This window comes from Asticcacaulis sp. P4_H10 (genome assembly GCF_056400965.1).
Genome location: NZ_JBFUKH010000002.1, coordinates 199,135 through 224,634 on the forward strand (window position 1 = coordinate 199,135; position 25,500 = coordinate 224,634).

At 60.5% G+C, this 25,500-nt stretch carries 29 protein-coding genes and 1 tRNA gene; 18 read left to right on the forward strand and 12 right to left on the reverse strand.

The genetic code is table 11. The annotated features are described in order from the left end of the window. The first annotated feature begins 7 nt into the window (after window positions 1-7). A complete protein-coding gene (locus AC1DON_RS05010; protein WP_476933652.1) occupies window positions 8-910 on the forward strand; it encodes a lysostaphin resistance A-like protein in 903 nt (300 codons plus the stop codon). On the opposite strand, the gene AC1DON_RS05015 is transcribed toward AC1DON_RS05010, so the two are convergent. The 3 genes from AC1DON_RS05015 to AC1DON_RS05025 form a co-directional block, all read right to left on the reverse strand. Next, the gene (locus tag AC1DON_RS05015; protein WP_476933653.1) at window positions 889-1,542 is read right to left on the reverse strand and encodes an SdpI family protein; all 654 of its coding nucleotides are present in this window, start codon (window positions 1,540-1,542) and stop codon (window positions 889-891) included. The two genes, AC1DON_RS05010 and AC1DON_RS05015, sit on opposite strands and share 22 nt — an antisense overlap. Then, window positions 1,526-1,834, reverse strand: coding sequence for an autorepressor SdpR family transcription factor (locus tag AC1DON_RS05020; RefSeq protein ID WP_476933654.1), 309 nt, complete (start codon window positions 1,832-1,834; stop codon window positions 1,526-1,528). Before AC1DON_RS05020 ends, AC1DON_RS05015 begins: the two co-directional genes overlap by 17 nt. Window positions 1,835-2,022: 188 nt before the next feature. Then, window positions 2,023-2,098, reverse strand: a tRNA-Ala gene (locus AC1DON_RS05025). Between the two features lie 275 nt (window positions 2,099-2,373). Here AC1DON_RS05025 and AC1DON_RS05030 point away from each other — a divergent pair. The 12 genes from AC1DON_RS05030 to ptsN all read left to right on the forward strand — a co-directional run bounded on the left by AC1DON_RS05030 (window position 2,374) and on the right by ptsN (window position 11,066). Further along, window positions 2,374-2,526, forward strand: coding sequence for a hypothetical protein (locus AC1DON_RS05030; protein WP_476933655.1), 153 nt, complete (start codon window positions 2,374-2,376; stop codon window positions 2,524-2,526). A 73-nt stretch (window positions 2,527-2,599) separates the two neighbouring features. Further along, window positions 2,600-2,887 carry a GNAT family N-acetyltransferase gene (locus AC1DON_RS05035; RefSeq protein WP_476933656.1) on the forward strand — a complete coding sequence of 96 codons (288 nt, stop codon included), beginning with the start codon at window positions 2,600-2,602 and terminating at the stop codon, window positions 2,885-2,887. A 19-nt stretch (window positions 2,888-2,906) separates the two neighbouring features. Then, the gene (locus AC1DON_RS05040) at window positions 2,907-4,076 is read left to right on the forward strand and encodes an AAA family ATPase (protein WP_476933657.1); all 1,170 of its coding nucleotides are present in this window, start codon (window positions 2,907-2,909) and stop codon (window positions 4,074-4,076) included. Then, window positions 4,073-4,693 (forward strand): HD domain-containing protein, encoded by a 621-nt coding sequence (locus AC1DON_RS05045; RefSeq protein ID WP_476933658.1) that lies wholly within the window; start codon window positions 4,073-4,075, stop codon window positions 4,691-4,693. Before AC1DON_RS05040 ends, AC1DON_RS05045 begins: the two co-directional genes overlap by 4 nt. Window positions 4,694-4,728: 35 nt before the next feature. Then, a complete protein-coding gene (locus AC1DON_RS05050; RefSeq protein WP_476933659.1) occupies window positions 4,729-4,857 on the forward strand; it encodes a hypothetical protein in 129 nt (42 codons plus the stop codon). Between the two features lie 135 nt (window positions 4,858-4,992). Beyond that, a complete protein-coding gene (locus AC1DON_RS05055) occupies window positions 4,993-5,613 on the forward strand; it encodes a ribonuclease D (RefSeq protein ID WP_476933660.1) in 621 nt (206 codons plus the stop codon). A 124-nt stretch (window positions 5,614-5,737) separates the two neighbouring features. Then, the gene (gene lptC / locus AC1DON_RS05060) at window positions 5,738-6,424 is read left to right on the forward strand and encodes an LPS export ABC transporter periplasmic protein LptC (RefSeq protein WP_476933661.1); all 687 of its coding nucleotides are present in this window, start codon (window positions 5,738-5,740) and stop codon (window positions 6,422-6,424) included. 25 nt (window positions 6,425-6,449) lie between these two features. Next, window positions 6,450-6,959 (forward strand): lipopolysaccharide transport periplasmic protein LptA, encoded by a 510-nt coding sequence (gene lptA / locus AC1DON_RS05065; protein ID WP_476933662.1) that lies wholly within the window; start codon window positions 6,450-6,452, stop codon window positions 6,957-6,959. A gap of 52 nt (window positions 6,960-7,011) precedes the next feature. After that, window positions 7,012-7,764 (forward strand): LPS export ABC transporter ATP-binding protein, encoded by a 753-nt coding sequence (gene lptB / locus AC1DON_RS05070; RefSeq protein ID WP_476933928.1) that lies wholly within the window; start codon window positions 7,012-7,014, stop codon window positions 7,762-7,764. Between the two features lie 289 nt (window positions 7,765-8,053). Beyond that, a complete protein-coding gene (gene rpoN / locus AC1DON_RS05075; RefSeq protein ID WP_476933663.1) occupies window positions 8,054-9,580 on the forward strand; it encodes an RNA polymerase factor sigma-54 in 1,527 nt (508 codons plus the stop codon). A 253-nt stretch (window positions 9,581-9,833) separates the two neighbouring features. Next, entirely contained in the window at window positions 9,834-10,493 is a 660-nt protein-coding gene (gene hpf / locus AC1DON_RS05080) for a ribosome hibernation-promoting factor, HPF/YfiA family (RefSeq protein ID WP_476933664.1), read from the forward strand. A gap of 108 nt (window positions 10,494-10,601) precedes the next feature. Further along, entirely contained in the window at window positions 10,602-11,066 is a 465-nt protein-coding gene (gene ptsN / locus AC1DON_RS05085) for a PTS IIA-like nitrogen regulatory protein PtsN (RefSeq protein WP_476933665.1), read from the forward strand. A 241-nt stretch (window positions 11,067-11,307) separates the two neighbouring features. On the opposite strand, the gene AC1DON_RS05090 is transcribed toward ptsN, so the two are convergent. Next, on the reverse strand, window positions 11,308-11,724 hold the full coding sequence (locus AC1DON_RS05090; RefSeq protein ID WP_476933666.1) for an Hsp20 family protein: 417 nt from the start codon (window positions 11,722-11,724) through the stop codon (window positions 11,308-11,310). Window positions 11,725-11,728: 4 nt separating this feature from the next. Next, entirely contained in the window at window positions 11,729-12,640 is a 912-nt protein-coding gene (locus AC1DON_RS05095) for an alpha/beta fold hydrolase (RefSeq protein WP_476933667.1), read from the reverse strand. Between the two features lie 329 nt (window positions 12,641-12,969). Between AC1DON_RS05095 and AC1DON_RS05100 the strand changes: the two genes are divergently transcribed. Together AC1DON_RS05100 and AC1DON_RS05105 are read left to right on the forward strand one after the other, a co-directional pair. Then, on the forward strand, window positions 12,970-13,467 hold the full coding sequence (locus AC1DON_RS05100) for a hypothetical protein (protein WP_476933668.1): 498 nt from the start codon (window positions 12,970-12,972) through the stop codon (window positions 13,465-13,467). A 149-nt stretch (window positions 13,468-13,616) separates the two neighbouring features. Next, on the forward strand, window positions 13,617-15,980 hold the full coding sequence (locus AC1DON_RS05105) for a glycoside hydrolase family 95 protein (RefSeq protein WP_476933669.1): 2,364 nt from the start codon (window positions 13,617-13,619) through the stop codon (window positions 15,978-15,980). 180 nt (window positions 15,981-16,160) lie between these two features. Here AC1DON_RS05105 and rimO read toward each other — a convergent pair whose 3' ends face one another. Then, on the reverse strand, window positions 16,161-17,528 hold the full coding sequence (gene rimO, locus AC1DON_RS05110; protein WP_476933670.1) for a 30S ribosomal protein S12 methylthiotransferase RimO: 1,368 nt from the start codon (window positions 17,526-17,528) through the stop codon (window positions 16,161-16,163). A 175-nt stretch (window positions 17,529-17,703) separates the two neighbouring features. Between rimO and fsa the strand changes: the two genes are divergently transcribed. After that, window positions 17,704-18,357, forward strand: a complete 654-nt coding sequence (fsa, locus tag AC1DON_RS05115) for a fructose-6-phosphate aldolase (protein WP_476933671.1) — start codon at window positions 17,704-17,706, stop codon at window positions 18,355-18,357. Window positions 18,358-18,521: 164 nt separating this feature from the next. Further along, window positions 18,522-19,232, forward strand: coding sequence for an SGNH/GDSL hydrolase family protein (locus tag AC1DON_RS05120; protein ID WP_476933672.1), 711 nt, complete (start codon window positions 18,522-18,524; stop codon window positions 19,230-19,232). A 3-nt stretch (window positions 19,233-19,235) separates the two neighbouring features. Here the strand turns inward: AC1DON_RS05120 and AC1DON_RS05125 are convergent, their stop codons facing one another. Both AC1DON_RS05125 and AC1DON_RS05130 read right to left on the reverse strand, forming a co-directional pair. Further along, a complete protein-coding gene (locus tag AC1DON_RS05125; protein WP_476933673.1) occupies window positions 19,236-20,255 on the reverse strand; it encodes a LacI family DNA-binding transcriptional regulator in 1,020 nt (339 codons plus the stop codon). A 45-nt stretch (window positions 20,256-20,300) separates the two neighbouring features. Beyond that, a complete protein-coding gene (locus AC1DON_RS05130) occupies window positions 20,301-21,200 on the reverse strand; it encodes a LysR family transcriptional regulator (RefSeq protein ID WP_476933674.1) in 900 nt (299 codons plus the stop codon). Between the two features lie 94 nt (window positions 21,201-21,294). Between AC1DON_RS05130 and AC1DON_RS05135 the strand changes: the two genes are divergently transcribed. Further along, window positions 21,295-22,047 carry an SDR family NAD(P)-dependent oxidoreductase gene (locus AC1DON_RS05135; protein ID WP_476933675.1) on the forward strand — a complete coding sequence of 251 codons (753 nt, stop codon included), beginning with the start codon at window positions 21,295-21,297 and terminating at the stop codon, window positions 22,045-22,047. Window positions 22,048-22,198: 151 nt separating this feature from the next. On the opposite strand, the gene rimM is transcribed toward AC1DON_RS05135, so the two are convergent. The 4 genes from rimM to ffh all read right to left on the reverse strand — a co-directional run bounded on the left by rimM (window position 22,199) and on the right by ffh (window position 25,431). Beyond that, a complete protein-coding gene (gene rimM / locus AC1DON_RS05140) occupies window positions 22,199-22,699 on the reverse strand; it encodes a ribosome maturation factor RimM (protein ID WP_476933676.1) in 501 nt (166 codons plus the stop codon). A gap of 36 nt (window positions 22,700-22,735) precedes the next feature. Continuing rightward, window positions 22,736-23,206, reverse strand: coding sequence for a hypothetical protein (locus AC1DON_RS05145; protein WP_476933677.1), 471 nt, complete (start codon window positions 23,204-23,206; stop codon window positions 22,736-22,738). A gap of 119 nt (window positions 23,207-23,325) precedes the next feature. After that, window positions 23,326-23,829 carry a 30S ribosomal protein S16 gene (rpsP, locus tag AC1DON_RS05150; protein ID WP_476933678.1) on the reverse strand — a complete coding sequence of 168 codons (504 nt, stop codon included), beginning with the start codon at window positions 23,827-23,829 and terminating at the stop codon, window positions 23,326-23,328. A gap of 24 nt (window positions 23,830-23,853) precedes the next feature. Beyond that, a complete protein-coding gene (gene ffh, locus AC1DON_RS05155) occupies window positions 23,854-25,431 on the reverse strand; it encodes a signal recognition particle protein (protein ID WP_476933679.1) in 1,578 nt (525 codons plus the stop codon). Between the last annotated feature and the right edge of the window lie 69 nt (window positions 25,432-25,500).

Sequence of the window (25,500 nt, forward strand, 5' to 3'; positions counted from 1 at the left end):
CGATATCATGAAGCACATCCTTGCCGTTCTGACTTTTGTCGGGCTCGCCTGTGGCCTGGCGTGGCTGGTAAGCTTGCCGCTTTGGCTCGATGGCGGGCTTAAAAACCCGCTATTCATGCTGATCGCCGTAGCCATGATGTTCACGCCGGCGGTGGCGGCTGCGATAGTGGGAAAGCTCTTCGAACCGGAGCAAAAATTCCTGAGTTCGGCGGGTATTGTCGTGGCCAAAGGATCGTGGGTACCGACCATAATATACAGCCTCGTCGCGATCGTCCTTATGCTGATCATTACGCTCGGCGCCCTGTTCGTTGCAGAGGCTATGGGTCTGTTTCAACTGGATCTGAAGGACTTTTCCGCCTTCCGCGCGCTGTTGGACTCGCAACTGAAGGGACGGCCATTGCCGGCCCAGATGCCACCGCTTGGCGTGTTGGTGGCCATTCAGCTCGTGACCGTGATTATCGCGTCACCGGTCAATGCCCTTGTTGCCGTAGGCGAAGAAATCGGCTGGCGCGGCTGGCTGCTGCCCCGCCTTATGCCGCTGGGCATCGTTCCGGCCTTGCTGATTTCGGGCGTGGTCTGGGGGCTGTGGCACGCACCGCTGCTTCTGCTTGGCTATAATTATCCGGATGCGCCGGGTTGGCTGGCGATTGCCTGCATGTCCGGCATGTGCGTCGCCACGGGCGCGACCCTGTCATGGCTGCGGCTGCGGTCGAAATCGGTTTGGCCGGCAGCGATTGGGCACGGTGCCATCAATGCCGCGGCGGGCTTCTATCTCATCCTGGGCGCGGCCGGGCAGGACGTCGATCTGACGCAGGTCACTCTGCTGGGCTGGAGCGGCTGGATCTTGCCCGTGCTGATCGGGATTGGCCTGTTTGTTGTCCTGCCAGTTCAGTCTCGCAAGGCGCGGTGAGCCCACCATGAATAGGCGAGGATGATGACGAGGGGCACTGTCCACCCGGCGATGAAGACGGCGCCCAGCCGATCAGGTGGAACGAAAAAGGCCGCTACGACAATCGCCAGTCCACCGACCATCAGCAAAGGCCCGGCAAGGCGGTGTGTCCTGTCCCAGACACGCTCGTCGGCCAGGGTCCATGGCGTCCGTATACCGATGAAATGGTTCCTGCGTGCCTTGGGCAGATAGTTGCCGGTAACCACCAGCAGCAGGCCGCCGCCCAAGGTCGTCACGGTGACCGGACTGACGGGCAGGCCAGCCGCCGCCAGCACCATGGCGATATACAGCGTCGTCAGCAGGGCGACAGTGGCAAGGCAGGTGGCGCCGTAAGGGGTCGATGAACGCGACAAAAGCTCACCCTTGCGGGCGATCGCCGGTACGACCGAAAACAAACCCAGATGCAGGCACAGGGCGACACCCGGCAAGAGGATCAACGCCTGGTCACGTGGCGCAAATCCATCCGCCTGGCCTTTTAAGTTGTAATGGATGGCGATCGGTGCGTCGGGCAGGGTGAAATGGCTCCACACACCCAATCCCGCCATAGTCAGAACCATGAGGCCCGACAGGATGGTTTCAGTTCTCAGGCGCATGGCCAAGCCTTCCGGGCGTCTCAGCCTTCGTCTGGCCGACCTTGAACATGTCCATGAGCGCGAATATGGCGTCTTCGAGCACAGAGGTGTTCAGGCGATAGATCAGTGTCGTGCCCGAGCGCGTGACGTCGATCAGCCCAGCCGCCTTAAGGACGGCGAAGTGGCCGGAGAGGGTCGGTTTCGAAACGTGGACGTGACCGGCGATTTCACCGGCGCTCATTTCGCCCTCGCGCAACAGTTCAAGGATGCGGCGGCGGGTCGGGTCGGCGAGCGACTTATATATTTCGGACATGGGGCTTATTGGCCTATTTCGGCATTTGCCAAATCAATAGCACTGTGACGGCGCCGTGCCTATGGAAATGCGCATAAATCCCGGAGCGAAGCGACTAGCGACCAAGTGGGAGCGCAGGCTGCGCGCCGCCAGAGGCCTTGGGCCCTGAGCGCCAAACAAAAATCAAATTTTCGTCGGAAATTTGGAAATGGTGGAGCTTAGCGGAGTCGAACCGCTGACCTCTTCAATGCCATTGAAGCGCTCTACCAACTGAGCTAAAGCCCCATCTTTCGACGGCCGGATCAGGGTGCCCCCGTCCGAGGCGGCGACTACTATTTCAAGGCCGCACGGCACGCAAGCTCTTTTTGAAACATTTTCCGCTTTTTTTTCAGGCGACATTCTTCTCAGAGGCAGTGCGGTCCGGGAGGCCCACAGGCAACACCGTTATTTTTCTCGGAGCCGATTCATAAATTCCTTATCGAATCTTGATACCGTGAACTTCTAGAAACGGTCTGCCGCCGTTGGGTGAGCAGAGCCCCTTGGTAGCCATGGTGATGGTCATGAAAAAAGTCGTTGGTTTGAACTGGATTTCCGCAGCCCGCGCCGTGTCGCCGGCGAGTTATGTGCCCTACCAGGCGCGTAGTGCGACCCTGGCGCCGCGTCCGCGCTTCGCAGCGCGCCCGACGGCTGGTGATCAGATGTCTGCCGGCTGAGCCACTCTGCCGGACAAAGGCATTCCGATTTTATGGATGAGTACCTATCTCTCCTGTTCAAGGAGCGTATCTCATGCCTGACACCCTGACTGATCCGATTACCGACAATACCGATGACAAGCGCTATGAGCTGGTTGTTGAGGGCAAAACGGTCTTCGCCGACTATAGTTTGAGCGGCGACACCCTGCACATCCACTATGTCGAAGCCCCGCCGGAACTGCGCGGGACCGGCGCCGCCAGCCGCCTGATGGCAGGCGTGGCGCGCATCGCCAAGGATAACGATTGGCGTATCGTGCCGATCTGCGGCTATGCCGCAGCCTGGCTGCGCCGTCACAAGGAATACCATTCCCTGCTGCGCTAACACAGGTTACATCTGAGGGATGATCACCACCCTCGCTATTTCCGGCTATCGCTCGCTGCGGGACGTTACCGTCTCGCTGGAAGCGCTCAATGTGGTGACGGGCGCCAATGGCGCTGGCAAGTCGAGCCTCTATCGTGCATTGCGGCTGCTGGCGGATATCGCCCAGGGCCGTATCGTCCGCGCCCTGGCTAGCGAAGGTGGCCTGAGTTTTACCCTGTGGGCCGGGCCGGAAAAGTTTTCGCGCGAGATGAAGGCGGGCACCCAGCGTGTGGAAGGCCTGGTGCGCAAAAATCCGGTGTCGTTGAAACTCGGGTTTTCAACGGACGACTACGGTTATGCGATCGACCTGGGCCGGCCATCAACCGGAACGCCGACGGTAACGCGGACCATGTTCGATGCGGATCCGCAGATAAAGCTGGAAAGCCTGTGGGTCGGGCAGGTTCTGCGGCCACGCAACGAGATTGCCAGCCGCAAGGGGCCAAGCGTGCGTATTCGCGGCGAAGACGGCAGCTGGTCGCAGGTTCTTACGGATCTGTTGCCATTCGACAGCATGATGACCCATGCGGCCGATCCCGGTGAGGCGGTCGAACTGCTGCGCCTGCGTGAGATGATGCGCAACTGGCGGTTCTACGATCACTTCCGCACAGATCGTGATGCACCCGCGCGCCATCCCCAGACAGGGACCTATACGCCGGTGCTGGCCAGTGACGGCAGTGACCTGGCGGCCGCCATTCAGACCATTGTCGAAGTCGGCTTTGTCGAAGACCTGTCGAGCGCCGTGGACGATGCCTTTCCCGGATCGGAAATCTTCATATCGGGTGACAACGGCTATTTCGAGCTGGAGATGCGGCAAAAAGGATTGTTGCGGCCACTGAAAGCATCAGAGCTTTCCGATGGCACGCTGCGTTACCTGCTGTTGATGGCGGCATTGTTGTCGCCCCGGCCGCCGGCCTTCATGGTGCTGAACGAACCGGAGATGAGTCTGCATCCGGACCTGTTGCCGGCCCTGGGGCGGCTGATCGCCAAGGTGTCGGAACGCAGTCAGATCCTGGTCGTGTCGCATTCGCATGAACTGGTCGACGCCTTGTCAGCGGCGAAACCGACAAACGGGATTGTGCTTGAAAAGTTGCTTGGCGAAACCCGGATCGCCGACAATGAGCCGCCGGCGTGGGAGTGGCCTTCGCGATGACCGTGAAAGACCTGGAAAGCGTATGGCAGGCGCTGGCTGGACGTTTGGGCCTTGGCCCCGAAATCTGGCCAGCCATTGTTGTGGCCTATGGCGAGCCGCAGCGGCACTACCATACGCTGGATCATATCGCCGCCGTCGTCACGGATTTCCTGCCGTTGCGCAATCGCTTCAAAGACGCTGATGCGGCGCTTCTAGCCCTGTTCTTTCATGATATCGTCTACGATCCAGCGCGCTCCGACAACGAAGAACGCAGCGCCGACGCCCTGCGCGTACTATTGACGGGCGATACAACCGATCGTGCCTGCGCCCATATCCTGGCAACGAAAAAACACGAGGCCCATACGCCTGACTCAGGCCTTGTCGTCGATATCGACATGGCGATCCTGGCGGCTCCGTGGCCTGATTATCTGCGCTACGCCGAAAACGTGGCGCGCGAATACCTGCCGGTTTACGGCGCCGACGCCTACAGGGCAGGGCGCTGCGAAATGTTTCTCAAACCCGTTCAGGACCGCCGCATTTTCCTGACAGAGGTCTTTGCGCCGCGTGAGGCCGACGCCCAGCGCAATATCCGCGACGAACTGCTGCTTTGGACGTCGGGCGGCTTGCCGGGGCTTTGAAACCGACCATATAAGACGCCACGACGGAGGATTTCATGGGCCAGATGATTGCGCTTACACGTCCCGACGGCGGCAGTGGTGCAACCCGTCCGGAAGTTTATGATGCCGATGCCGCCGAAGAGGCCTGGCAGCGGACGATCCGGTTCCTGAAGGCGAACGCATAAGCGACGCGCCAAAAAGTGTGAAGCGGTCTTCGGCTTAAGCATCGCGTCACGATAAAAGCCCGCTGTCATTGACCTTTTAACCATTTGGGCTTAGGCGGTTAGCCTTCTCGAAGACCTTCGCATAGGGCGTATCCCGTGACCGTATTCTACCACGAGGGCGATTTGCCCGATGGCCTCGACCTTGGCGCCGTTGTCGCCATCGACTCCGAGACGATGGGGCTGCGCTTCCGCCGCGACGGCCTGTGCGTCGTCCAGCTGTCGGCCGGTGACGGCAATGCGCATGTCGTGCGCTTCGATCGCAAAACCTATGACTGCCCGAACCTGAAGCGCCTGCTCACCGATGGCAATGTCCTGAAGCTGTTCCACTATGGCCGCTTCGATATCGGCATGTTCCTGCTGCATCTCGATGTCGTCACGGCGCCCGTCTACTGCACCAAGATTGCCTCGAAGCTGGCGCGGACCTATACCGACCGTCATGGCCTGAAGGATCTTGTACGCGAACTGCTGAACGTGGATATGTCCAAGCAGCAGCAAAGTTCTGACTGGGGCAATGGCACGCTTTCGCCTGAGCAACTGGCCTATGCCGCGTCGGACGTGCTGCATCTGCACGCGCTGCGCGACCGCCTGAATACCATGCTGATGCGCGAAGGCCGGATGGAGCTGGCCCAGGGCTGCTTCGACTTTTTGCCGCACCGCGTCAAACTGGATTTGGCAGGATGGGAAGATTGCGATATTTTCGCGCATAGCTGGGCGTAGGGCCCGGAGCATTTCCCGGCGAAGTGGGCATCGGTTCGACGTTAGGAAATGCGACAAAACAAAAATTAGAGAATTGTTCTGCTTCGTTTGAAGCTGAACAATTCTCTGCAGGAACGCACATCCAATGTCGACGCAATTGACGGAAATTTCTGCGCGCTTCGAGCCGGCCGTCGATGCCGAGACCGAAGCCGCCCAGCGCCGGACGCATCTGGCGCAGCAGGTCGCTGCCGTCCGCCGCCGATCGCGCCGCATCAAGACGCTGCGCACCGTGCTGCCCGCCCTGATCGTCGGCATCGCGCTGCTGAACGTCGGATGGATTGCCGTGACCAGCATAATCGGCGGGCTTAATCCCATTACCGCGAAAGGCCGCGAAATTCGCGCCATCAATCCGCGCTATTCGGGCCTGAGCGGCTCGGGCTCGCCGTTTACAATCAGCGGGCTGGAGGCCATCCAGCAGGGTAATGACCTGACCCTGGTCAATCTCAAGGGACCAGCCATCGACTTCAAGGGTGACAGTGACAAGTCGACCCACATTTCGTCGGCCAATGGCACCTATGACGCCAACAAGGGCCTGTTCCACCTCACGGGCAATGTCGTCATGCGTTCGGGCGGGTCGGACATGACCTTCCGGACCGAGGCCGCCGTCATTAACCTTAAGGACTTGACGATCTCCGGCGACAAACGCATTGAAGGAACCGGAAGCATGGGTCATATAGTGGGCGAGTCCTTTGTGATTTCGAAAAACGGCGCCGACGTCGTTTTCCGGGGGCGGGGCGACAACAAGGTCTGGACGACGCTTAACCGGAAATAGGCGCGTAAGGCATGAAGGACGGACGATGAAAATTCGCATTGCGGCAGCACTGACGGTTCTGGCTTTGACGGCCGGGGTGGCCACGGCGCAGGTATCGGGTCAGGGCGGACCGGTTCAGGTTGGCGCGGACTCCCAGCGTATCGAGCAGCAAGCCAATGCCATGTACCTGGACGGCCGGGTTGAGATCCTGCAGGACAAGGCGCGGCTGCGCACCGACCACGCGACCATCACCTATACCGAGGCCGGCGGCGATATCAACCGCATCGAGGCCACGGGCAACATCTTCTATGTGACGGTCGATGCCCAGGGCCAGCAGACCATCATGAAGGGTGACAACGCCGTCTACACCAAGGCGGACGACACCATGGTCGTGACGGGCAATGTCATCCTGCAGCAGGGCCAGAACATCTCGACCGGCAACCGGCTTGTGTCGCAGGTGTCCAAGGGCGTCACCACCTTCACTGCCTCGCCCGGCGGCCAGACCAAGGGCCGGGTGCGCAGTGTGCTTTACCCGTCGAACAAGCCCGCCCAATAAGCGAGCCAGTAAGCGAGACATATCCCCAGTGAGCGCGGACGCATTTTCAGCCATTTCCAAGACCTCGGCCGACCGGACACCTTCCGGCGACGGCATTGTTGTCGAAGGCATTGGCAAGACCTACAAGGACCGCGCCGTCGTCAAGAGCGTGTCGCTCAAGCTTGGTCGCGGTGAAGTGGTCGGTCTGCTGGGGCCCAACGGCGCTGGCAAGACCACCTGCTTCTACATGATCACCGGCCTGGTCGAAGCCGACTACGGTTCGATCACGCTCGACGGCCAGGACATCACGCACCAGCCGATGTATCAGCGTGCGCGTCTCGGTATCGGCTATCTGCCGCAGGAGGCGTCGATCTTCCGCGGGATGAATGTCGAGCAGAACATCACCGCCGTTCTGGAACTGCGCGAGAGCAACCCGGCCAGGGTCAAGGAGGACTGCGTCCGCCTGCTCGAAGACCTGCACATCACCCATATCCGCAATTCGCCAGCCTCCGCGCTGTCGGGCGGTGAGCGCCGCCGCGTCGAAATTGCCCGCGCGCTGGCCGGCAAGCCGTCCTTCATGCTGCTCGACGAACCGTTCGCCGGGATCGATCCGCTGGCCATCAGCGATATCCGCGATGTCATCAGCTACCTGAAAAGCCGCGGCATCGGTATCCTGATCACCGACCACAATGTCCGTGAAACGCTGGAAATTGTCGATCGTGCGTCGATCATCCATTCGGGCGAGGTTTTGTTCGAAGGCTCGGCTGACGCCATCACCCACGACCCGGAAGTCCGCCGCGTCTATCTGGGCGACTCTTTCCTCTAAGGGATATCCGAGCCTCTAAGCGATATCCGGGACGTTTGCAGGCCGTCTTCGACACCGTCGCGTCATAACACTCAGCAACGTCGTCAAGACATGGGTGCGACCGCGCAATTGCGCGAGAGTGAAAGCAATGCGGTGATGGGGTATCGAGCCTCCGTCCCCATCATCCCAACTTCGTTAACCATATTTACCCGCTGTTCACCCCTTTGCCCCACTTTGAAAAAGTTGGTTCCCGGCAAGACTTTAGTGATTAATTTCGGTCATAGTGCCGGCAATTGATCGGGAAAATTGAATGGCACTCGGACAAAGGCTCGAAATCAGACAAGGCCAGGGGCTGGTTATCACGCCCCAGCTGCAGCAGGCTATCAAGCTGCTGCAATTGTCGAATCTTGAGCTGGAAGCGGTCATCGAGGCCGAACTGGAACGCAACCCGCTGCTGCAGCGCGAAGATGGCGACGGACCGGCCGAAACAAGCCAGGAAAGCGATGCACCGGCCGACGGCGATAAGGACTACGAGTCGCGCGAGCTGGAGCTGACTGACCGCGACACAGCCGCCGCCAATAACGACATCGATGCCTCGGCGTCCGACGTCTATGGCGACGACGAGCCCGTGGTGCGCGAACGCGAGTCCTCGGCAGCCGATACCGGCGAAGGCCCTATGGTCGATTGGGCGAAGACTGGCAAGGGCGGCGGTGGCTTCGATGGTGACGACGACAGCCTGGAACGCTCGCTGTCGCGCGAAAAGACCCTCAACGAACATCTGACTGACCAGGCGCTGATCGCGCACTTCTCGGCGCCGGAAATGGCGATTGCGCAGATCCTGATCGATGCTGTCGATCCCGCCGGCTATATGCGTGCCTCGCTTGACGAAATCGCCGACCGGCTGGGCTGCGAACTGGCCCTGGTCGAAAAGGTCCTGACGGCCTGCCAGGGCTTTGAGCCGACCGGCATCATGGCGACCTCTGTGCCGGAATGCCTGAAGCTGCAACTGCTTGAGCGCAACCGCTTCGACCCGGCCATGGCGATCCTGCTCGACAACCTCGAAATGCTGGCGCGCCGCGACCTCAGCGCACTACGCAAGCTGTGCGGCGTCGATGACGAAGACATGGCCGAGATGATTTCGGAACTGAAATCGCTCAATCCGCGTCCGGGCGCCCAGTTCGACGCCGAGGTGTCGCACACTGTCGTGCCCGACGTCTTCGTCCGCCCGGATTCCGCCGGCGGCTGGCGCATAGACCTGAACTCCGACACCCTGCCGCGCATCCTGGTCGACCAGAAGTACCAGGCGAAGGTATCGTCCGCCGCCCGCAGCGACGCGGACAAGAGCTATCTCAACGAGTGCCTCAGCCAGGCCAATTGGCTGATCAAGAGCCTGGACCAGCGCGCCCGGACCATCCTCAAGGTGTCGGCGGAAATCGTCCGCCAGCAGGACGCGTTCTTCATCCATGGTGTTGAATATCTGCGTCCGCTGAATCTGAAGACGGTGGCCGAAGCCGTCGGCATGCACGAGTCGACCATCAGCCGCGTGACGTCGAACAAGTACATCGCCACGCCGCGCGGCGTGTTCGAACTTAAGTTCTTTTTCACTTCGTCGATCGCCTCTTCGGACGGCACGGCGGCGCACTCGGCTGAAAGCGTCCGTCACAAGATCAAGAGCCTGATCGACGGCGAAAAGGCGACCGGCGAAATCCTCAGCGACGACCGTATCGTCGAGATCCTGAAAGAGGCCGGTGTCGATATTGCCCGGCGCACTGTGGCAAAATATCGCGAGGCTTTGCGCATTCCGTCGTCGGTCGAACGCAAGCGCCAAACACGCTGAGATCGCTTCACAAGCGACTGAATAATAAAAATAAAGCGCCTTAGGCATGGCTTCTTTATGTCGCCGTTTTTATGCGTACACAAACGCGTGTTGTTCGGCACTCGGCTCTTTTTAAATGGTCAGAACGGCGTAGAGTAAAATGGCCTTCGGGCGTTTACCCCGGGGGGTTCAGGGCGGCCTGCTTATCCATGCAGGAACCGGTCTTTTGCCGGTTGCAGGCCGCGGTTCTATGAAGAACGGAGCGTGTTGCGCTATGCAAATTCAAGTCAGTGGAAAACAGTGTGAAGTCGGTGAAGCCCTCACCCAGCGCATTCAGGATGAACTGAATGCCGGCATCGCCAAGTATTTCGACCGTGGAGGCACTACGGCGGAGGTCACCATTTCCAAGGAAGGATACATGTTCAGGGCGGACTGTTTTGTCCGGCTCGCTTCCGGTCAGGTACTTGTTTCGCATGCATTCGGCGGTGACGCCCATTCGGCCTTTACGGGCACACTGGATCACATGGAAAAGCGCGTCCGGCGGTACAAGAACCGCCTGAAGCAGCACCATCACGGCACGCCGGTGAAAGAAGAGGTAGCCAATGTCACCGTCCTGCGCAGCGCGCCTTCCGATGTCGATGCCGAAGAGGAACTGGATGATGGCATGGACCATGAGTCCCCGCCCCAGGCCATGATCATCGCCGAGACCGAGCAGGCCCTGCGCACCATGTCGGTGCCGGCGGCCGTTGCCGAGCTGGAACTGTCCAACTATCCCCTGATCATGTTCCGCAACGCCGCGCACGGCGGTCTGTCGGTGCTGTATCGCCGCCCGGATGGCAATATCGGCTGGATCGACCCCGAGCGGACCCTCAACGGCAAAGGCAATGGCAAGGCCCACGCGTCCGCTTCGGCACAAGCCGCCGCAGTCATGTAATAAAGACTTCATGGCCGGGCGGGTTGACGCGGACAGCGCGCCCGGCTAATGCCTGCCCAGCAAGCCAGGGGGCTTAAGCACTATAACGCCGCGCATACTGGATTTGTTATGTTTTTGACGAGTTTGCTGGATCGCCACGGCATCAATGGCAATGTCAGCGTAAATTCCAAACGCCAGGCCCTTCAGGTCATCGCTGATATTGCTGCGCGACAGCTCGGCCTCGATTCCACGACGATCCATCACGCGCTTCTCGAGCGCGAAAAGCTTGGCTCGACCGGTGTGGGTATGGGCGTCGCTGTTCCCCACGCGGCTTTGGCGGGCTTGAACCGGATGTACGGTGTGTTCCTGCGTGTTGAAGCCGCCATCGACTATGAAGCCATCGACGATCGTCCCGTGGACCTGATCTTCGCACTATTTGCGCCGGAAGATGTGGGTACTGAGCACCTGCGCGCCCTGGCTAAGGTATCGCGCGTGCTGCGTCAGAAGGACCTTCGCGACCAGCTACGGGCGGTGGAAAGCAATGACGCGATCTATGCGTTGCTGACGGATATAGCGGATTCCAATGCGGCCTAATCGTCTCTGCGAGACAATTAAGCTTTAGTTTGCCATTTAAGCGCCACTAGGCTCGCGCACTTCGAAGCTAGAGCATGATGCGTTTAGGTCGAACCGCCATCATGCTCTAGGTTTTTGTTTTGTCGCGATATTTAGCCAAAAACCGCTGCACACTTTTTGGCATATCGCTCTAACGCTTCGCTTCTTGAGCGCACTATGCGCGGCGGGCGGTCGCCCTTGCCAAGCCAGGGTGGCTTGGAATCTACCCTGCACTGATCGGTATGATCCGGACGTCGTCAGACAGTTCCGGCCGGATCAGGCCGATGTGCAGCAGGCCATAGGCCAGCTCCGCACCCTCCACCTCGAAACCGTCACTGAGCACGAAGCCGCGATTGAAGGCACGCAGGCCAATGCCGCGATGCAGGAACTCCCGTGCATCCGGCTCGCCGGCGCGTTCCTTGGTGGCGATGACCATAAGCTGCCGGCCCTTGACCTCGACGCGCAGCTGGTCTTGCGTGAAACCCGCTACCGCAATGCTGATGCGGATATGGTCGGGCGTGATTTGCTCGACATTGTAGGGTGGATAGTTGTCGTGGCTGCGGCCGACACGCTCGATCATCAGGCGCATGTCGTCGAAGCCAAGCAGGAACGGGCTATCGAAGACGATTGTGCGGCTCATAAGGTTAGCCCTGGCTCTCCAGGAAATCGGTAATCGCCGCGCGGGCGGTCGGCTCGGTCAGCATGGGGGCATGGCCAACATAGTCGATATCGACGCGCTTGAAGTCGGTCGACATGGCTTCCATGGCCTGGGCCTCGGTCTCTTCCAGCAGGTCCGACAGGGCACCGCGCACCAGCAGGATGCGGCGGCCGGTCGCCAGGCTGAGATAGCACGGCGCCATGTCGTAGGTGCTCGACGTCACCGTCACGCTCTTGAAGGCTTCGGTGATGCGCGGATCGTAGGCCAGGCGCAGCAGGCCATCACGGCCCTTGATGAAGACGCGCTTGGCGAACTTCTGCCAGTCCGACGGCGAATAGTTCGGGAAGGCGACGCGATTGACTTCGGCGATGAAGACGGCGGCGTCATGCCAGTTCTTGAAGACCTGGTGCGTCTGCGATGCGTAGGACGAAATGCGCGCCAGGCCCTTGGACGACAGGACCGGGCCTACGTCGTTGAGCACGGCGGCCTTGATCAGGTTCGGGCGCAGGGTCGACAGCACCATGGTCACCAGGCCGCCCATCGACGTACCGACGAAGATCGCCTGGCCGATGCCCATGGAATCACAAAGGTCCAGAATATCGCGTGCATAGGTCCAGATGTGGTAGTTCATCGGGTCCTGGTCTTTTTCCGACAGGCCACGGCCACGGATGTCCGGCACGATGACGCGGCGATCGAGCGCGGCGATATAGGGCGCCACATCTTCGAAATCGGCGGAATTGCGCGTCAGGCCGTGCAGGCAGATGACCGGCAGGCGCACGCGGCCCGAGCTGGCCGGATAGTCGCGCGCATAGAGCCTCAGACCGTCGTCGGTCGACCACCACCGGTCCTGATAGGCCGGAGGTTTCCGCAACAAGAGACCGCGATCGGAATGATGCATTTCACCCGCTTCATGACCTGATTGATGCTGCGACGACGGTTTCAGACTGAGCAAAGAGGCCACCTGATTGGGGAAAAGTTAACCCTGATTGATGATTCTTTACAGCAATTCACTCATTTTGCGCGTAAAAAATGCATGATTATAACGGCCGGCAGAACGCGCCTTGCTTTTCACGCGCACTGTGGCTATGACGCGCCATCGGGCCGCTCAGGACGGCCCGGCCCCGCGAAAGGCGAGCGCCCTCCTGACGGATGATATCCAGTACCACAGTCTACTCTTTTGCGGTCTTCTCAGGATGGGGAAAAGGCCGGTAGCAAAGGAGCTTTCCCATGCCTGAACAGGCAACCCTTTCCCTTGAATCGATCAAACGCGATGCCGCCCGGCTGTTGAAACAGGCGCGTGCCGGCGATGCTGCTGCGCTTACGCGTTTTGCGTCGCTGCGCAATCCGCCCGAAGCCCTGCAACTGAAGCACGCCCTGGCCGTCGTGGCCGATGAGGCCGGCTTCGACAGCTGGACCGAGCTAAAGCAGGCGCAATCAGGGCTCGATTTTTCCGAGTTCTTCGCCGGGCCGTCCCTCCGCGACAGCCTCAATCCGTGGTTCAACAATTACGAGGAAGCGCGGGAATTCCAGGCGGCCAATGGCGGTGTGTTGCTGCCGTATCGCCACCACTTCTTCGTTAGTTCGCTGGCTATGCTGGAACGGCTGGGTTTTGAGGCCGACCATCCCGACTGGCGCGATATCGCGTATGACTTTGTGCGGCCAGCAACGCAAGATGCCCACGCGCGCATCAAGATCAGTCTGCAACGCAGATTTGGCCAAAGGTAGGGTAACGGCTCCTGCTATCATTAGCGGGAGCTGTTGCTATATTTGAAAATAATTTTATTGCCGAAAACGAACGCCGTGATAGCGTGACGCCTGCCGGACTACAGCGACAAAAACGGGCGGAAATGCCCTATGAGACAGGGGTTGAGACTATGAAGGTTCCGCGGATTACCCGCCGTACGGCGATGACTTCTGCCGCCGCTATCGGCGGGCTGGCTTTTGTGCCTAAAATCGGCCTGACAATGACACCGGTGGCAACGCCCAATGACCTAACGCTGTGGTATAAGGGGCCGGCTGTCGAATGGACCGACGCCTTGCCGCTCGGGAATGGCCGGCTGGGCGCCATGGTCTTCGGCGGCGTGGCGCGTGAACGCCTACAACTGAATGAAGACACCCTCTATGCCGGTGCGCCGTATCAGCCCGCCAACCCCAAGGCCCTGACCGCCCTGCCGGAAGTTCGAAAGCTGATCTTTGACGGCAAGTACCTCGAAGCGCAGGAACTCATCCAGGCGCAGATGATGGCCGATCCGATCCGCCAGGTGTCGTACCAGACGATCGGCGAGATGTGGCTAACCTTTGGCGTGTCGTCCAATGCATCTAGCTATCGCCGCGAGTTGGACCTGACGCGTGCCGTGTCGACCGTCACCTATCGCCAGGACGGCGTGACTTACAAACGCGAGACCTTTATCTCTCCGGTCGATCAGGTTCTGGTCATGCGCCTGACCGCCGATAAACCGGGCAGCATCGACTTCCAGTTAGGCTTCGAGACACCGCAGGTTGGCAATGTCTCGATCTCAGGCAATCGCGACATCGTGCTTTCCGGCCGCAATGGTCCGCACGCCGGCAAGGACGGCGCGCTGCGGTTTGAGAGCCGCGTCCGCGTGGTGGCCGAAGGCGGCGTACAGACCTCGGGCACCGACGAACTGGTCGTCAAGGATGCCGACAGCGTCCTCGTCTTTATGGCGGCGGCGACCAATTACAAATCCTTCCGCGATGTCTCGGGCGACCCGACAGCCATCACCAAAGGGCAGATCGATGCCGCCGCCGGCAAGAGCTGGGACCAGCTTTATGCGGCGCATCTGGCTGAGCATCAGCGCCTATTCAGCCGCGTTTCGGTCAATCTCGGCCGCACAGCCTTTGCCGATCTGCCGACGAATGAACGCATCGCCAAGTCGCAGACCCAGGACGATCCGGCCCTGGCCGCGCTCTATTTCCAGTATGGCCGCTACCTGCTGATCTGCTGCTCGCGGCCGGGCACGCAACCGGCCAATCTGCAAGGGCTGTGGAACGAGAAGCTGAACGCGCCGTGGGGCGGCAAGTACACCATCAATATCAATACCGAGATGAACTACTGGCCGGCGGAGCCGACCGACCTGGCCGAATGCGTCGATCCTCTGGTCGCCATGGTGCGCGATATTTCGATAACCGGCGCCGAGACGGCGAAGATCATGTACGGCGCGCGCGGTTGGGTCACCCACCACAATACCGACCTGTGGCGCGCGACGGGTCCGATCGACGCGGCCTTTTACGGCACCTGGCCGACGGGCGGCGCGTGGCTGTGCCTGCACTTGTGGGATCGCTATGACTATGGCCGCGACACCGCCTACCTGAAGGACATCTATCCGCTGCTGAAGGGCGCGTCGCAGTTCTTTGTCGATACGCTCGTGAAGGACCCGGCATCCGGCTACATGGTCACTGCCCCCTCGATCTCACCTGAGAACCGGCACAAGTTCGGCACCTCGATCTGCGCCGGTCCGACCATGGACATGCAGATCATCCGCGACCTGTTCAACAATACGCTCAAGGCCGCCGAGATCCTGAAAACCGACAAGGCTTTCCGCAAGGAGGTCATTGCCCTGCGGGATCAGCTGGTGCCGAACCAGATCGGCAAGGCCGGTCAGCTTCAGGAGTGGAAGGACGATTGGGACCTGGAAGCGGGCGATATGCATCATCGTCACGTCTCGCACCTTTATGGCGCTTTTCCGTCGTCGCAGATTACCACCCGCCACACGCCGGAGCTGGCGAACGCAGCCAAGAAATCTCTGGATATGCGTGGCGACCTGTCGACCGGCTGGGCAATCGCCTGGCGGATCAATCTGTGGGCGCGTCTGGGCGAAGGCGATCGTGCCCATAGTATCCTGAAACTGTTGCTGGGGCCTGACCGCACCTATCCAAATATGTTCGACGCCCACCCGCCGTTCCAGATCGACGGCAATTTCGGCGGTACGTCGGGCATGACCGAGATGGTTCTGCAATCGTACAATGACGAGATCCTGATCCTGCCGGCCCTGCCGAAAGCCTGGCCAAACGGTTCGGTCAAGGGACTGAAGGCACGCGGTGGCATCGGGCTCGATCTGGCGTGGCGGGAGGGAGCGCCTGAGCGTCTGACCCTGCGTGCGGCTAAGGCGATCAAGACGCGGTTGGTGCATGGCTCCGAGACGCTCGAGATTGCGTTGAAGGCGGGTGAGGTGGTCAGCTACGGTTATGTCGACGGCAAACTGACGCGGGTAACTTAACAAAGAAACCCCACCACCACATCTCATTCGCCATCTATCGATGGCTCAATCGTGCGGTCCCCTCCCCGGCAAAGCCAGGGAGGTGTAGGTGAAGTGCATTAATTCTATACCTCCCTGGCTTTGCCGGGGAGGGGGACCGCGACCCGAAGGGGCGTGGTGGTGGGGTCTCTTTCTTGCTGACTACCGCCGCGAGATCAGATTGTGCATCCGGCGGTTGGTCACTGCGCCGGGCACGCGGTTGAGCTTGATCAGCCCTTCCGGCTCGCCCCACAGATCGTAGGCATCCGCCTTGGTCACCTTGGCCTTGACGATGTCGCCAGCTTTCAGACCCGTAAAGCCTTTCAGGAAGATGTGGCCGTCGATTTCCGGTGCATCGCCGCGGGTTCTGGCGATCGCGGTGCCGTCATTGCGGATATCATCGACGATGGCGTCTTCGATACGGCCGACCTTGTTCGTCAGCTTCTGGGCGGAAATGCGCGAAGCAACGGCCATGAAGCGCGCCAGGCGCTCCTGCTTGACCTCTTCCGGCACGTGGTCGGGTAGCAGCTTGGCAGCTGCGCCTTCGACGTTTTCATAGGCAAAGGCGCCAACGCGGTCGATCTGTGCGGCTTCCAGCCAGTCGAGCAGCAGGTTGAAATCGGCTTCGGTCTCGCCCGGGAAGCCGACCACAAAAGTCGAACGCAGGGTAAGGTCCGGGCAGATTTCGCGCCAGGATTCGATCCGTTGCAGCGTCTTGTCCTGATTACCCGGCCGCTTCATCAGTTTGAGTATTTTCGGGCTGGCGTGCTGGAAGGGAATGTCCAGGTACGGCAGGATCTTGCCTTCGGCCATCAAGGGAATGACGGCGTTCACGTGCGGATACGGATAGACGTAGTGCATCCGCGCCCAGACGCCCAGCTCACCGAGCCCGCGCGCCAGGTCTTCGAACGAAGCGTCCCAGTTCTGGCCGCGCCATTCGCTTTGGGCGTACTTGATATCCAGCCCGTAGGCCGAGGTGTCCTGGGAGACGACCAGCAGTTCCTTGACGCCGGACTTCGCCAGCGTTTCGGCTTCGCGCAGGACTTCGGCGATGGGGCGCGAGGCCAGGTCACCGCGCAGGGACGGGATGATGCAGAAGGAACAGCGGTGGTCGCAGCCTTCCGAAATCTTGAGGTAGGCGTAGTGTTTGGGCGTCAGGCGGACACCGGGGCCGTCTTCCGGAACGAGTGGCCGGAAGGGATCGGGGCGGGGCGGGACGATGTTATGGACCGCGTCCATGACGGCTTCGTACTGGTGCGCGCCGGTGACGGCGGCGATGTTCGGAAAGCGCGACCGGATCAGGTCTTCTTCGCCGCCCATGCAGCCAGTAACGACGACCTTGCCATTCTTGGCCATGGCCTCGCCGATGGCGTTCAAACTCTCTTCTTTTGCTGAGTCGAGAAACCCGCAGGTATTGACGACTACGACATCGGCGCCGCTGTAATCGGCTGCTGTGCTATAGCCTTCGCCGCGCAGACGCGTCAGGATACGCTCGGAATCGACCAGGGCCTTTGGGCAACCCAGTGACACAAATCCCACTTTCGGCGCAGTTGTGTTAGCGGTATCATTCATTACAAAAAAGTACTTGAGTTTGATCGGGGAACAGTCTTTATGGCCCCAATAAAGAAAAATTCCGCCGGTTGAAAGCCAATTCCCGACTTAAGTGGTCAGGAACGTTCCGGCTGCCAGATCAGAGGGCTTCCAAATGCTGCTTTTTGCCGATACCGCCGACACCGCCATTCTGGCCGAGCTCAACGAAGCCGGCCTGGTCGATGGTGTGACCACCAACCCGACCATCATCGCCAAGTCGGGCCGTAACATCGCTGAAGTCATCAAGGAAATCTGCGAGTTGATCGAAGGCCCGATCTCGGCCGAAGTGGCCGCGACCGATGCTGCGACCATGATCAAGGAAGGCGAAAAGCTGGCCAAGATCGCATCGAACGTGGTCATCAAGGTGCCGCTGACGATCGACGGCCTGAAGGCGACGCGTGAGTTTTCGTCGCAAGGCTTGATGACCAATGTGACCTTGTGCTTCTCGGTCAATCAGGCACTGCTGGCTGCCAAGGCTGGCGCGACCTTCGTGTCGCCGTTCGTTGGCCGTCTCGACGACCAGGGCGCCGATGGCATGCAACTGATCCACGATATCCGCGCCCTGTACGACAACTATGATTTCGACACCGAAATCCTGGCCGCGTCGCTGCGTAACACCAAGCACGTTGAACTGGCGGCACTTGCCGGTGCCGACTGCGCCACCCTGCCACCGCAACTGCTTAAGGACATGGTCAAGCACCCGCTGACGGACAAGGGTCTTGAGACCTTCCTGGCCGACTGGGCGAAGACGGGCCAGTCGATCCTCTAAACATTCGGGGTTTGGGGCCTGCGGCCCCAAGGGCCTTCTAAAATCAAAGAAAACCCTCGCCCTTTTAGGGCGGGGGTTTTTCTTTGATATCAGGAAAGTCTGTGGGGTCGCGGACCCCACACCCCATATGTTAAGCAGGTTGCCGCATCACAAAGGGGCCAACCATGCGCAAACTGTTCGGGATTGTTCTGATCATGGCCACCATGGCGCTCCCGGCCTACGCCAAGCCCGCGCTGAAGGCCTTGACGCCGGGCGCGACCATCCTGTTCCAGGGGGACTCCATCACCGAAGGCGGACGCTGGCCCGGCGACGATCAGAACCACATCATGGGCCAAGACTACGCCTATATTGTCGCGGCGCAGATCGGCCTCGACTATCCCGAACGCCGGCTGCTGTTCATCAATCGCGGCGTCAGCGGGAATACGGTCGTCAACCTCGCCGCACGCTGGCAGGCCGATACGATTGCGCTCAAGCCCGATGTGCTGAGCATCATGGTCGGCGTCAACGACACCTTCTATGCGGACGGCGAGACGGTCGAGACCTACGAACAGACCTACGACACGCTTATCGCAGAAACGCTCAAAGCCCTGCCCAATGTGAAGATCGTGCTCGGCGAATCCTTCCTGCTGCCGTCCGGCGGTTACAAGGCCGACTACGACGCCAAGCGCGCCGAGCTGGCCAAGCGCCAGGCCGTCGCGCGCAAGCTGGCCGCCAAGTACAATCTGCCATTTGTCGAATACCAGCGCGCTTTCGATGAGGCACAGAAGCTGGCGCCGGCGGAACACTGGGCCTGGGATGGTGTCCACCCGACCTACGCCGGTCATGGCCTGATGGCGCGTGAGTGGACGAAGGCCGTCAATAAGGCGTGGAAATAGGCGTCAGCCCCCGCACGACTCGCGGATAACCAGGCGAGTGGGTATCCGCGTCATCTCGACCTTTTCGCCGTCGATCAGCTTTGCCAGCGTATCGACCAAGACCTTCGCCGCCGTAGTTGTATCCTGGCGCACGGTCGACAGTTCCGGATTGATGCAGGTACATACCCACAGGTCATCGAAGCCCATGACCGAAACATCCTTGGGCACATGCAATCCGCGCTTCTGCAGGCTTTGGACAGCGCCAATGGCCAGCAAATCGGTCACGGCAAAGACAGCATCGAACTGCGTGCCCTGATCGAGCAGGCGCTGCACGGCAGCGGCGCCTTCTTCGCGGGAGATAAAGCAGTCGACGGATAGCGTAGAATCGACACTCAGGCCGGCTTCGGCATGGGCGCGTTGATAGCCCTTGAAGCGCTCGAAAAACTCGGAATGGCGTTCCGACGCCTCGCCGAGAAACACAATGCGCTTGCGTCCAAGCCGGATCAGATGTGCCACAGCTTCATAGGCGCCGGTTTCGTTATCCGAGCCGACAAACAGGTCGGGTTCACCCTGCATGACGGGACCGAAGACGACCCATGGTTCCCCGACTTCCCGCAGCACATCGACCTTTTGCTTGTAGGTCTCGAAGTCGCGGTAACCGAGGAAGATGATCCCGTCGGCACGCCGCGCAAAGCCGTAGTCAGCGCCCCAGTTGGCGCTCTGCTTTTGCAGGGAAACGAGCACATCGACACCCTTGTCGCCGGCATAGTCGAGAATCGAGCTGATCAGCGGCAGGAAGAACGGATTGATGCGGCTGTCTTCGCTGTCGAGGTCTTCGGAAACCAGGACGGCGATGGTGTTGATCTTCTTTGAGCGCAGTTTGCGGGCGTTGATATCGACCGTGTAGTTCAGCTTGGCCGCCGCCTCGTAGACGCGGCGGCGGACGTCCTCACTTACTGGATAGGTATTCGACAGAGCGCGGGAGACCGTCGCCTGTGAGACGCCGGCCAGGGCTGCGATGTCGAAGGAGGTGGGGCGCTTCATGGTCTTTATTTTGTTCGCGTCAGCATGACAGGATATGCCGCCCTGTCAATCAAGGTAGGGCGCCATGACCTCCGTGACCCAGTCCATGAAGGCCCGGACGCGGCGGGCTTGATGGCGGCGGCGCGGATAGACAAGGGCGATCGGCAGGGGCTCGGCGTGGTATTGCGGCAGGACCTCGACCAGCGAACCGTCCGCCAGACTGTCCTGCACGCCCGATTTCGGCGCCTGGATGATGCCGAGGCCGGCCAGGGCAGCGCTGTTATAGGCTGCGGTGTTGTTGACGCTGAGCCCCCCCGCCACCGGCCGGCTCTGATAGGTCTGGCCGTCCCAGTATTCGAAGCCGAAGGGTTTGCTACCCAGCTGCATGACGTAGTGAACCATCCGATGGTGGTCGAGATCATCGAGCGTGTGCGGCATGCCATAACGCGCGATATAAGCGGGGCTGACGACGTTCAGCATCGGCATGCCGCCCAGCTGCCGCGCCATCAGGCCGGAATCGCCCATGACGCCGGCGCGGATCACACAATCGAACCCTTCGGCGACGACATCGACGCGCCGGTCGGTGCAGCTCAGTTCGATCTCGAGGCCCGGATGGCGGTCGAGAAATGCGGACAGGTTCGGGATGATATGATTGCGCGCCATGGCCACCGGCATATCGACACGCAGAGTACCAGTCAGGTCCGCCGGCGCATGCAGGAACATGCCGTCCATGTCTTCCAGATCGGCCAGCATATCTCGCGCACGGTCGAGATAGGCCTGGCCGTCGTGGGTGAGCTGCACACGCCGCGTGGTGCGGTAGAGAAGCTGGACCCGGAGGTGCGTTTCCAATTGCAGGACGGCTGCCGACACGCTCGATTTCGGCAAGCCAAGCGACAGGGCGGCCTGGGTAAAGCTCGACAGTTCGGCGACGCGGACAAAGGCGGTGATGGCGTCGAACTGGTTCATTGTTTCAAAAATCCGAACAGTGATGTCGCTTTTGCGAAATTTATCCGGTTTGAACGATCAAGTAAATGTCAGACAGCAACTGACAGGAGGGTCTATGACTATTGCACTAATTACCGGCGGCAGCCGCGGCCTGGGCCGCAATATGGCGCATCATCTGGCGGCCAAAGGCGTCGATATCATTTTTACCTACCATTCCAATCGCGAACAGGCGGAAAGCCTGGTGGCCGAACTGAAGCAGATGAACCGCAAGGCGGTCGCTTTGCAGCTGGATACGGGCAAGGTTTCGACGTTCGCGGGATTTGCCGAGCAGGTGCGGGCGGCGTTGAAGACGACGTGGAATGCTGACCGCTTTGATTTCCTGGTCAATAATGCCGGGACGGGGCTCTATGTGCCGTTCATGGAAACGACCGAGGCGCAGCTCGACGATATGGTCAACATCCACTTCAAGGGGGTGTTCTTCCTGACCCAGACCCTGTTGCCGATCATCAATGACGGCGGGGCGATTCTGAACCTGTCGTCTGGCCTGGCGCGCTTCTGCTATCCAGGATCATCCGTCTACGGATCAATGAAGGGTGCGGTTGATGTCCTGACGCGCTATCTGGCTCTGGAACTGGGACCGCGCCGTATCCGGGTGAACTCAGTCGCACCGGGCGCCGTTGAGACGGACTTTGGCGGCGGACGGGTGCGGGACAATCCCGACCTGAAGGCCTTGCTCGCCAGCCGTACGCCGCTTGGCCGTGTTGGCCTGCCGGACGATATCGGCGGCATCGTCTCGGTGCTGTTGTCGGATGAGGCGGGTTGGCTCAATGGCCAGCGGATCGAGGTGGCTGGCGGTATTCATGTGTGACGCTTGCCTATAGTATCGGGGTTTGGGGCCTGAGGCCCCAAGCCTTTAATATCAAAGAAAAGCTCGGCCTTTAGAGGTCGGGCTTTTCTTTGATTTCAGAAGATATGGGGTCCCAAGAAGCGTTCTTTGGCCCCAAACCCCGGTACTATGATTAGATGCCGCTGAGATCGACCACGATGATCCGGTCGCTCAGGCGAACTTCGGGCACATTTTCCGCGATGAACAGAAGATAAAAGTTTGCCCCTTCCAGCGGCTTGATATCCAGCAGGTCGCCGGCGCCGAAATTTTCGACATTAGAGACCTTGCCGACCGGTTGGCCGGCCGTATCGACGACGCTCATCCCGATCAGGTCGGTGATGTAGTATTCGTCTTCGTCCGGCTCCGGCAAATCGGCGCGGTTGATATAGAGCTTCAGGCCTTTGAGCTTTTCCACGGCCGTCCGGTCGGGTGCTTCCTTGGCGCGAACCAGCAGGGCGCCCTTGTGCTCGCGCGCGGCCGTAATCGACAGGACGGGTTCGCCCTTCTCGTTCAGCAGCGGGTCGTGCTCCAAGACGCTTGCCGGATCATCCATATGGCTGATCAGCTTGAATTCGCCCTGGACGCCGTGGGCAGCGCCGACCTGCGCGACGAAGATATATTGGGGAGTGTTCATGGTGTGCGCATAATCAATACGCGCAGCTTATGCAAGTTATGGCGCGCATGACTTCGGCAAGGCCAGCATCAGTGTCTTCGTCGATTTGCTCAGTTTTCCGCTGCGGATGGTCATCGGCTGGTAGGGCGGTTCGGTCTGCATGCCGAAATTGGTGATGTGCAGGACGTAACAGCCGCCGAAGACCTCTACCTTGCCAGCCTTGCTGACCGAACGGATGGCGACGGGTAGATTATAATAGATGTTGCCGGCGCCGGGATCGGCTATGGCCTTGCCAGTCAGGACTTCGACGGAGCGCGTGTTCTCGTAGCCCTTGGACCAAGTAGCAAAGGCCGGCAGGTTGTTCGCGGGATAATAGCTGTAGGCGCGGGAATATTCGCTGCGCGTGATGGCGTTGTAATAGGAGCGGATCAGGGTCTGCGGTGTCGAGCGATCATCGAGATAAGCCGGTGTGACTGCGGCGGCGGGAACGGCGGCAAGCAGGGCGAGGCAGGCAAAAACGCGGATCATGAGTGGCTCCTTTGCCGGTACTATAGAGTTGGCAGAGTAAGAAGGGGATACGGTTGCCGGACAAAGAAAAAAGGCCGGAGCGTGGGCTCCGGCCTTTCCATATCGATATCCCGAAAACCTTAGGCTTCTTCGGCCGGGGTTTCTTCTGCGGCCGGGGCCTCGTCAGCAGCCGGAGCTTCTTCAGCGGCAGGCGCTTCAGCTGGCTTTTCAGCTTCGGCCTTGGCGGCTGCAGCGGCAGCCGCCTTGGCTTCTTCAGCTTCAGCCTTGGCAGCAGCTTCGGCGTCCAGGCGGTCCTGTTCGCGCTGGGCGCGCTCAGCGGTACGCTCCTGGGCCTTCTTGCCCGGCGTGCCCTTTTGCGGGTTGTTGCCGTGTTCCCACTTCACCAGGCCTTCTTGCGACAGGAAGCGCGCGACGCGGTCAGTCGGCTGGGCGCCCTTCTTGAGCCATTCCTGGATGCGCTCGACCTTGAGCGTGACGCGCTGGGCGTCCTTCGGCAGCATCGGGTTATAGGTGCCGACCTTTTCGATGAACTTGCCGTCGCGCGGTGCGCCGGCGTCAGCGATGACGATCGTGTAGTAAGGGCGCTTCTTGGAGCCACCGCGGGACAGACGAATCTTAAGCATTTCAGAGTTCCTAAGTTTAAAGAGTTATTTCTTGGTTGGGTCGAACGGCTTTGCACCGGGGAGACCCGGCAGGCCACCGAACAGGCCCGAAGGAGGTTTGGCGCCGCCTAGGCCAGGCAGCCCGCCCGGAAGCCCACCGGCCCCGAGCTTTTTCAGTTGTTCCATGTCCGGCCCGCCGGGGCCGCCCAGAGCATTCGGGTCCATGCCCAGCTGCTTGGCCATCTCTTCGACATTGGGCGGCTGGCCGCCGGCACCCATGCCGAACATCTTGGCCATCTGGCCCATCATGCCGCGGCCGTTGGAACGCGCCATGGATTTGAAGGTATCGGCCATCTGGCGGTGCTGCTTCAGCAGGCGGTTGATTTCCTGGACCTCGACGCCAGCGCCGGCGGCGATACGGCGTTTGCGCGATGCGTTCAGCAGGTCAGGCTTCTTGCGCTCGATCTTGGTCATCGACGAGATGATCGCCACCTGGCGGTCAAAGGTCTTGTCTGAGATATTCGACTCTTCGATCTGCTTCTTGACCTTCTGCACGCCCGGCAGGAGGTTCATGATGCCGCCGAGGCCGCCCATGCGCTTCATCTGTTGCAGCTGCTGGGCCAGGTCGTCGAGGTCGAACTGGCCCTTGGCCATCTTCTTGGCGGCGGCAGCGGCTTTCGAAGCATCAAGCTCCTGCGCGGCCTTTTCGACCAGAGCCACGACGTCGCCCTGGCCCAGGATGCGGCCGGCGATACGGCGGGCGTCGAAGACGTCGAGCGCGTCGATCTTTTCGCCGGCGCCGAGGAACTTGATCGGCAGGCCGGTGGTGGCGCGCATCGACAGCATGGCGCCGCCACGGGCATCACCGTCGGCGCGCGTCAGGATCAGGCCGGTCAGCGGCAGGCGCTCATGGAAGGCAGCAGCCGTGCGCACGGCGTCCTGACCGGTCAGGCTGTCGGCGACCAGAAAGGTTTCGGTCGGGTTCGAGATCTTCGCGATGTCCGCAGCTTCGGTCATCAGCGCTTCATCGAGCGTCGTGCGGCCGGCGGTGTCGAGGATCAGGACGTCGAAGCCCTGGATTTTCGCGGCCTGCAACGCGCGGCGGGTGATGTCGAGCGCGCCCTGGCCGGCGACGATCGGCAGGAAGTCGACGCCGACCTGTTCGGCCAGGATCTTTAGCTGCTCCATGGCCGCCGGACGACGGGTGTCGAGCGAGGCCAGCATGACCTTCTTGCGGTCGAACTTCGACAGGCGCAGGGCCAGCTTGGCGGTGGTCGTGGTCTTACCTGAGCCTTGCAGACCCGCCATCAGGATGACGACCGGCGGCACGGCATTGAGGTTGAGCGGTTCGGCCTCTTCGCCGCCCAGCATTTCGATCAGGCCGTCATAGACGATCTTGACGACCTGATCGGCGGGGCGAACGGCCTTGATGATCTCTTCGCCGGTCGCCATTTCGCGGGCGCGCGTCATGAACTGGCGCACGACCGGCAGGGCGACGTCGGCTTCGAGCAGGGCGACGCGAACTTCGCGCAGGGCTTCGTCGACGTCCTTTTCCGAAAGGACGCCGCGACCCGACAGGCGGTCAAAAAGACCGGACAGGCGCTCGTTCAAACTGTCAAACATGCTCTAATTCCTCTCGCTCTTCGCGCCTTTGCCGCAAACAGAAAATCCCCGAGGGCGCAACGCGCTATC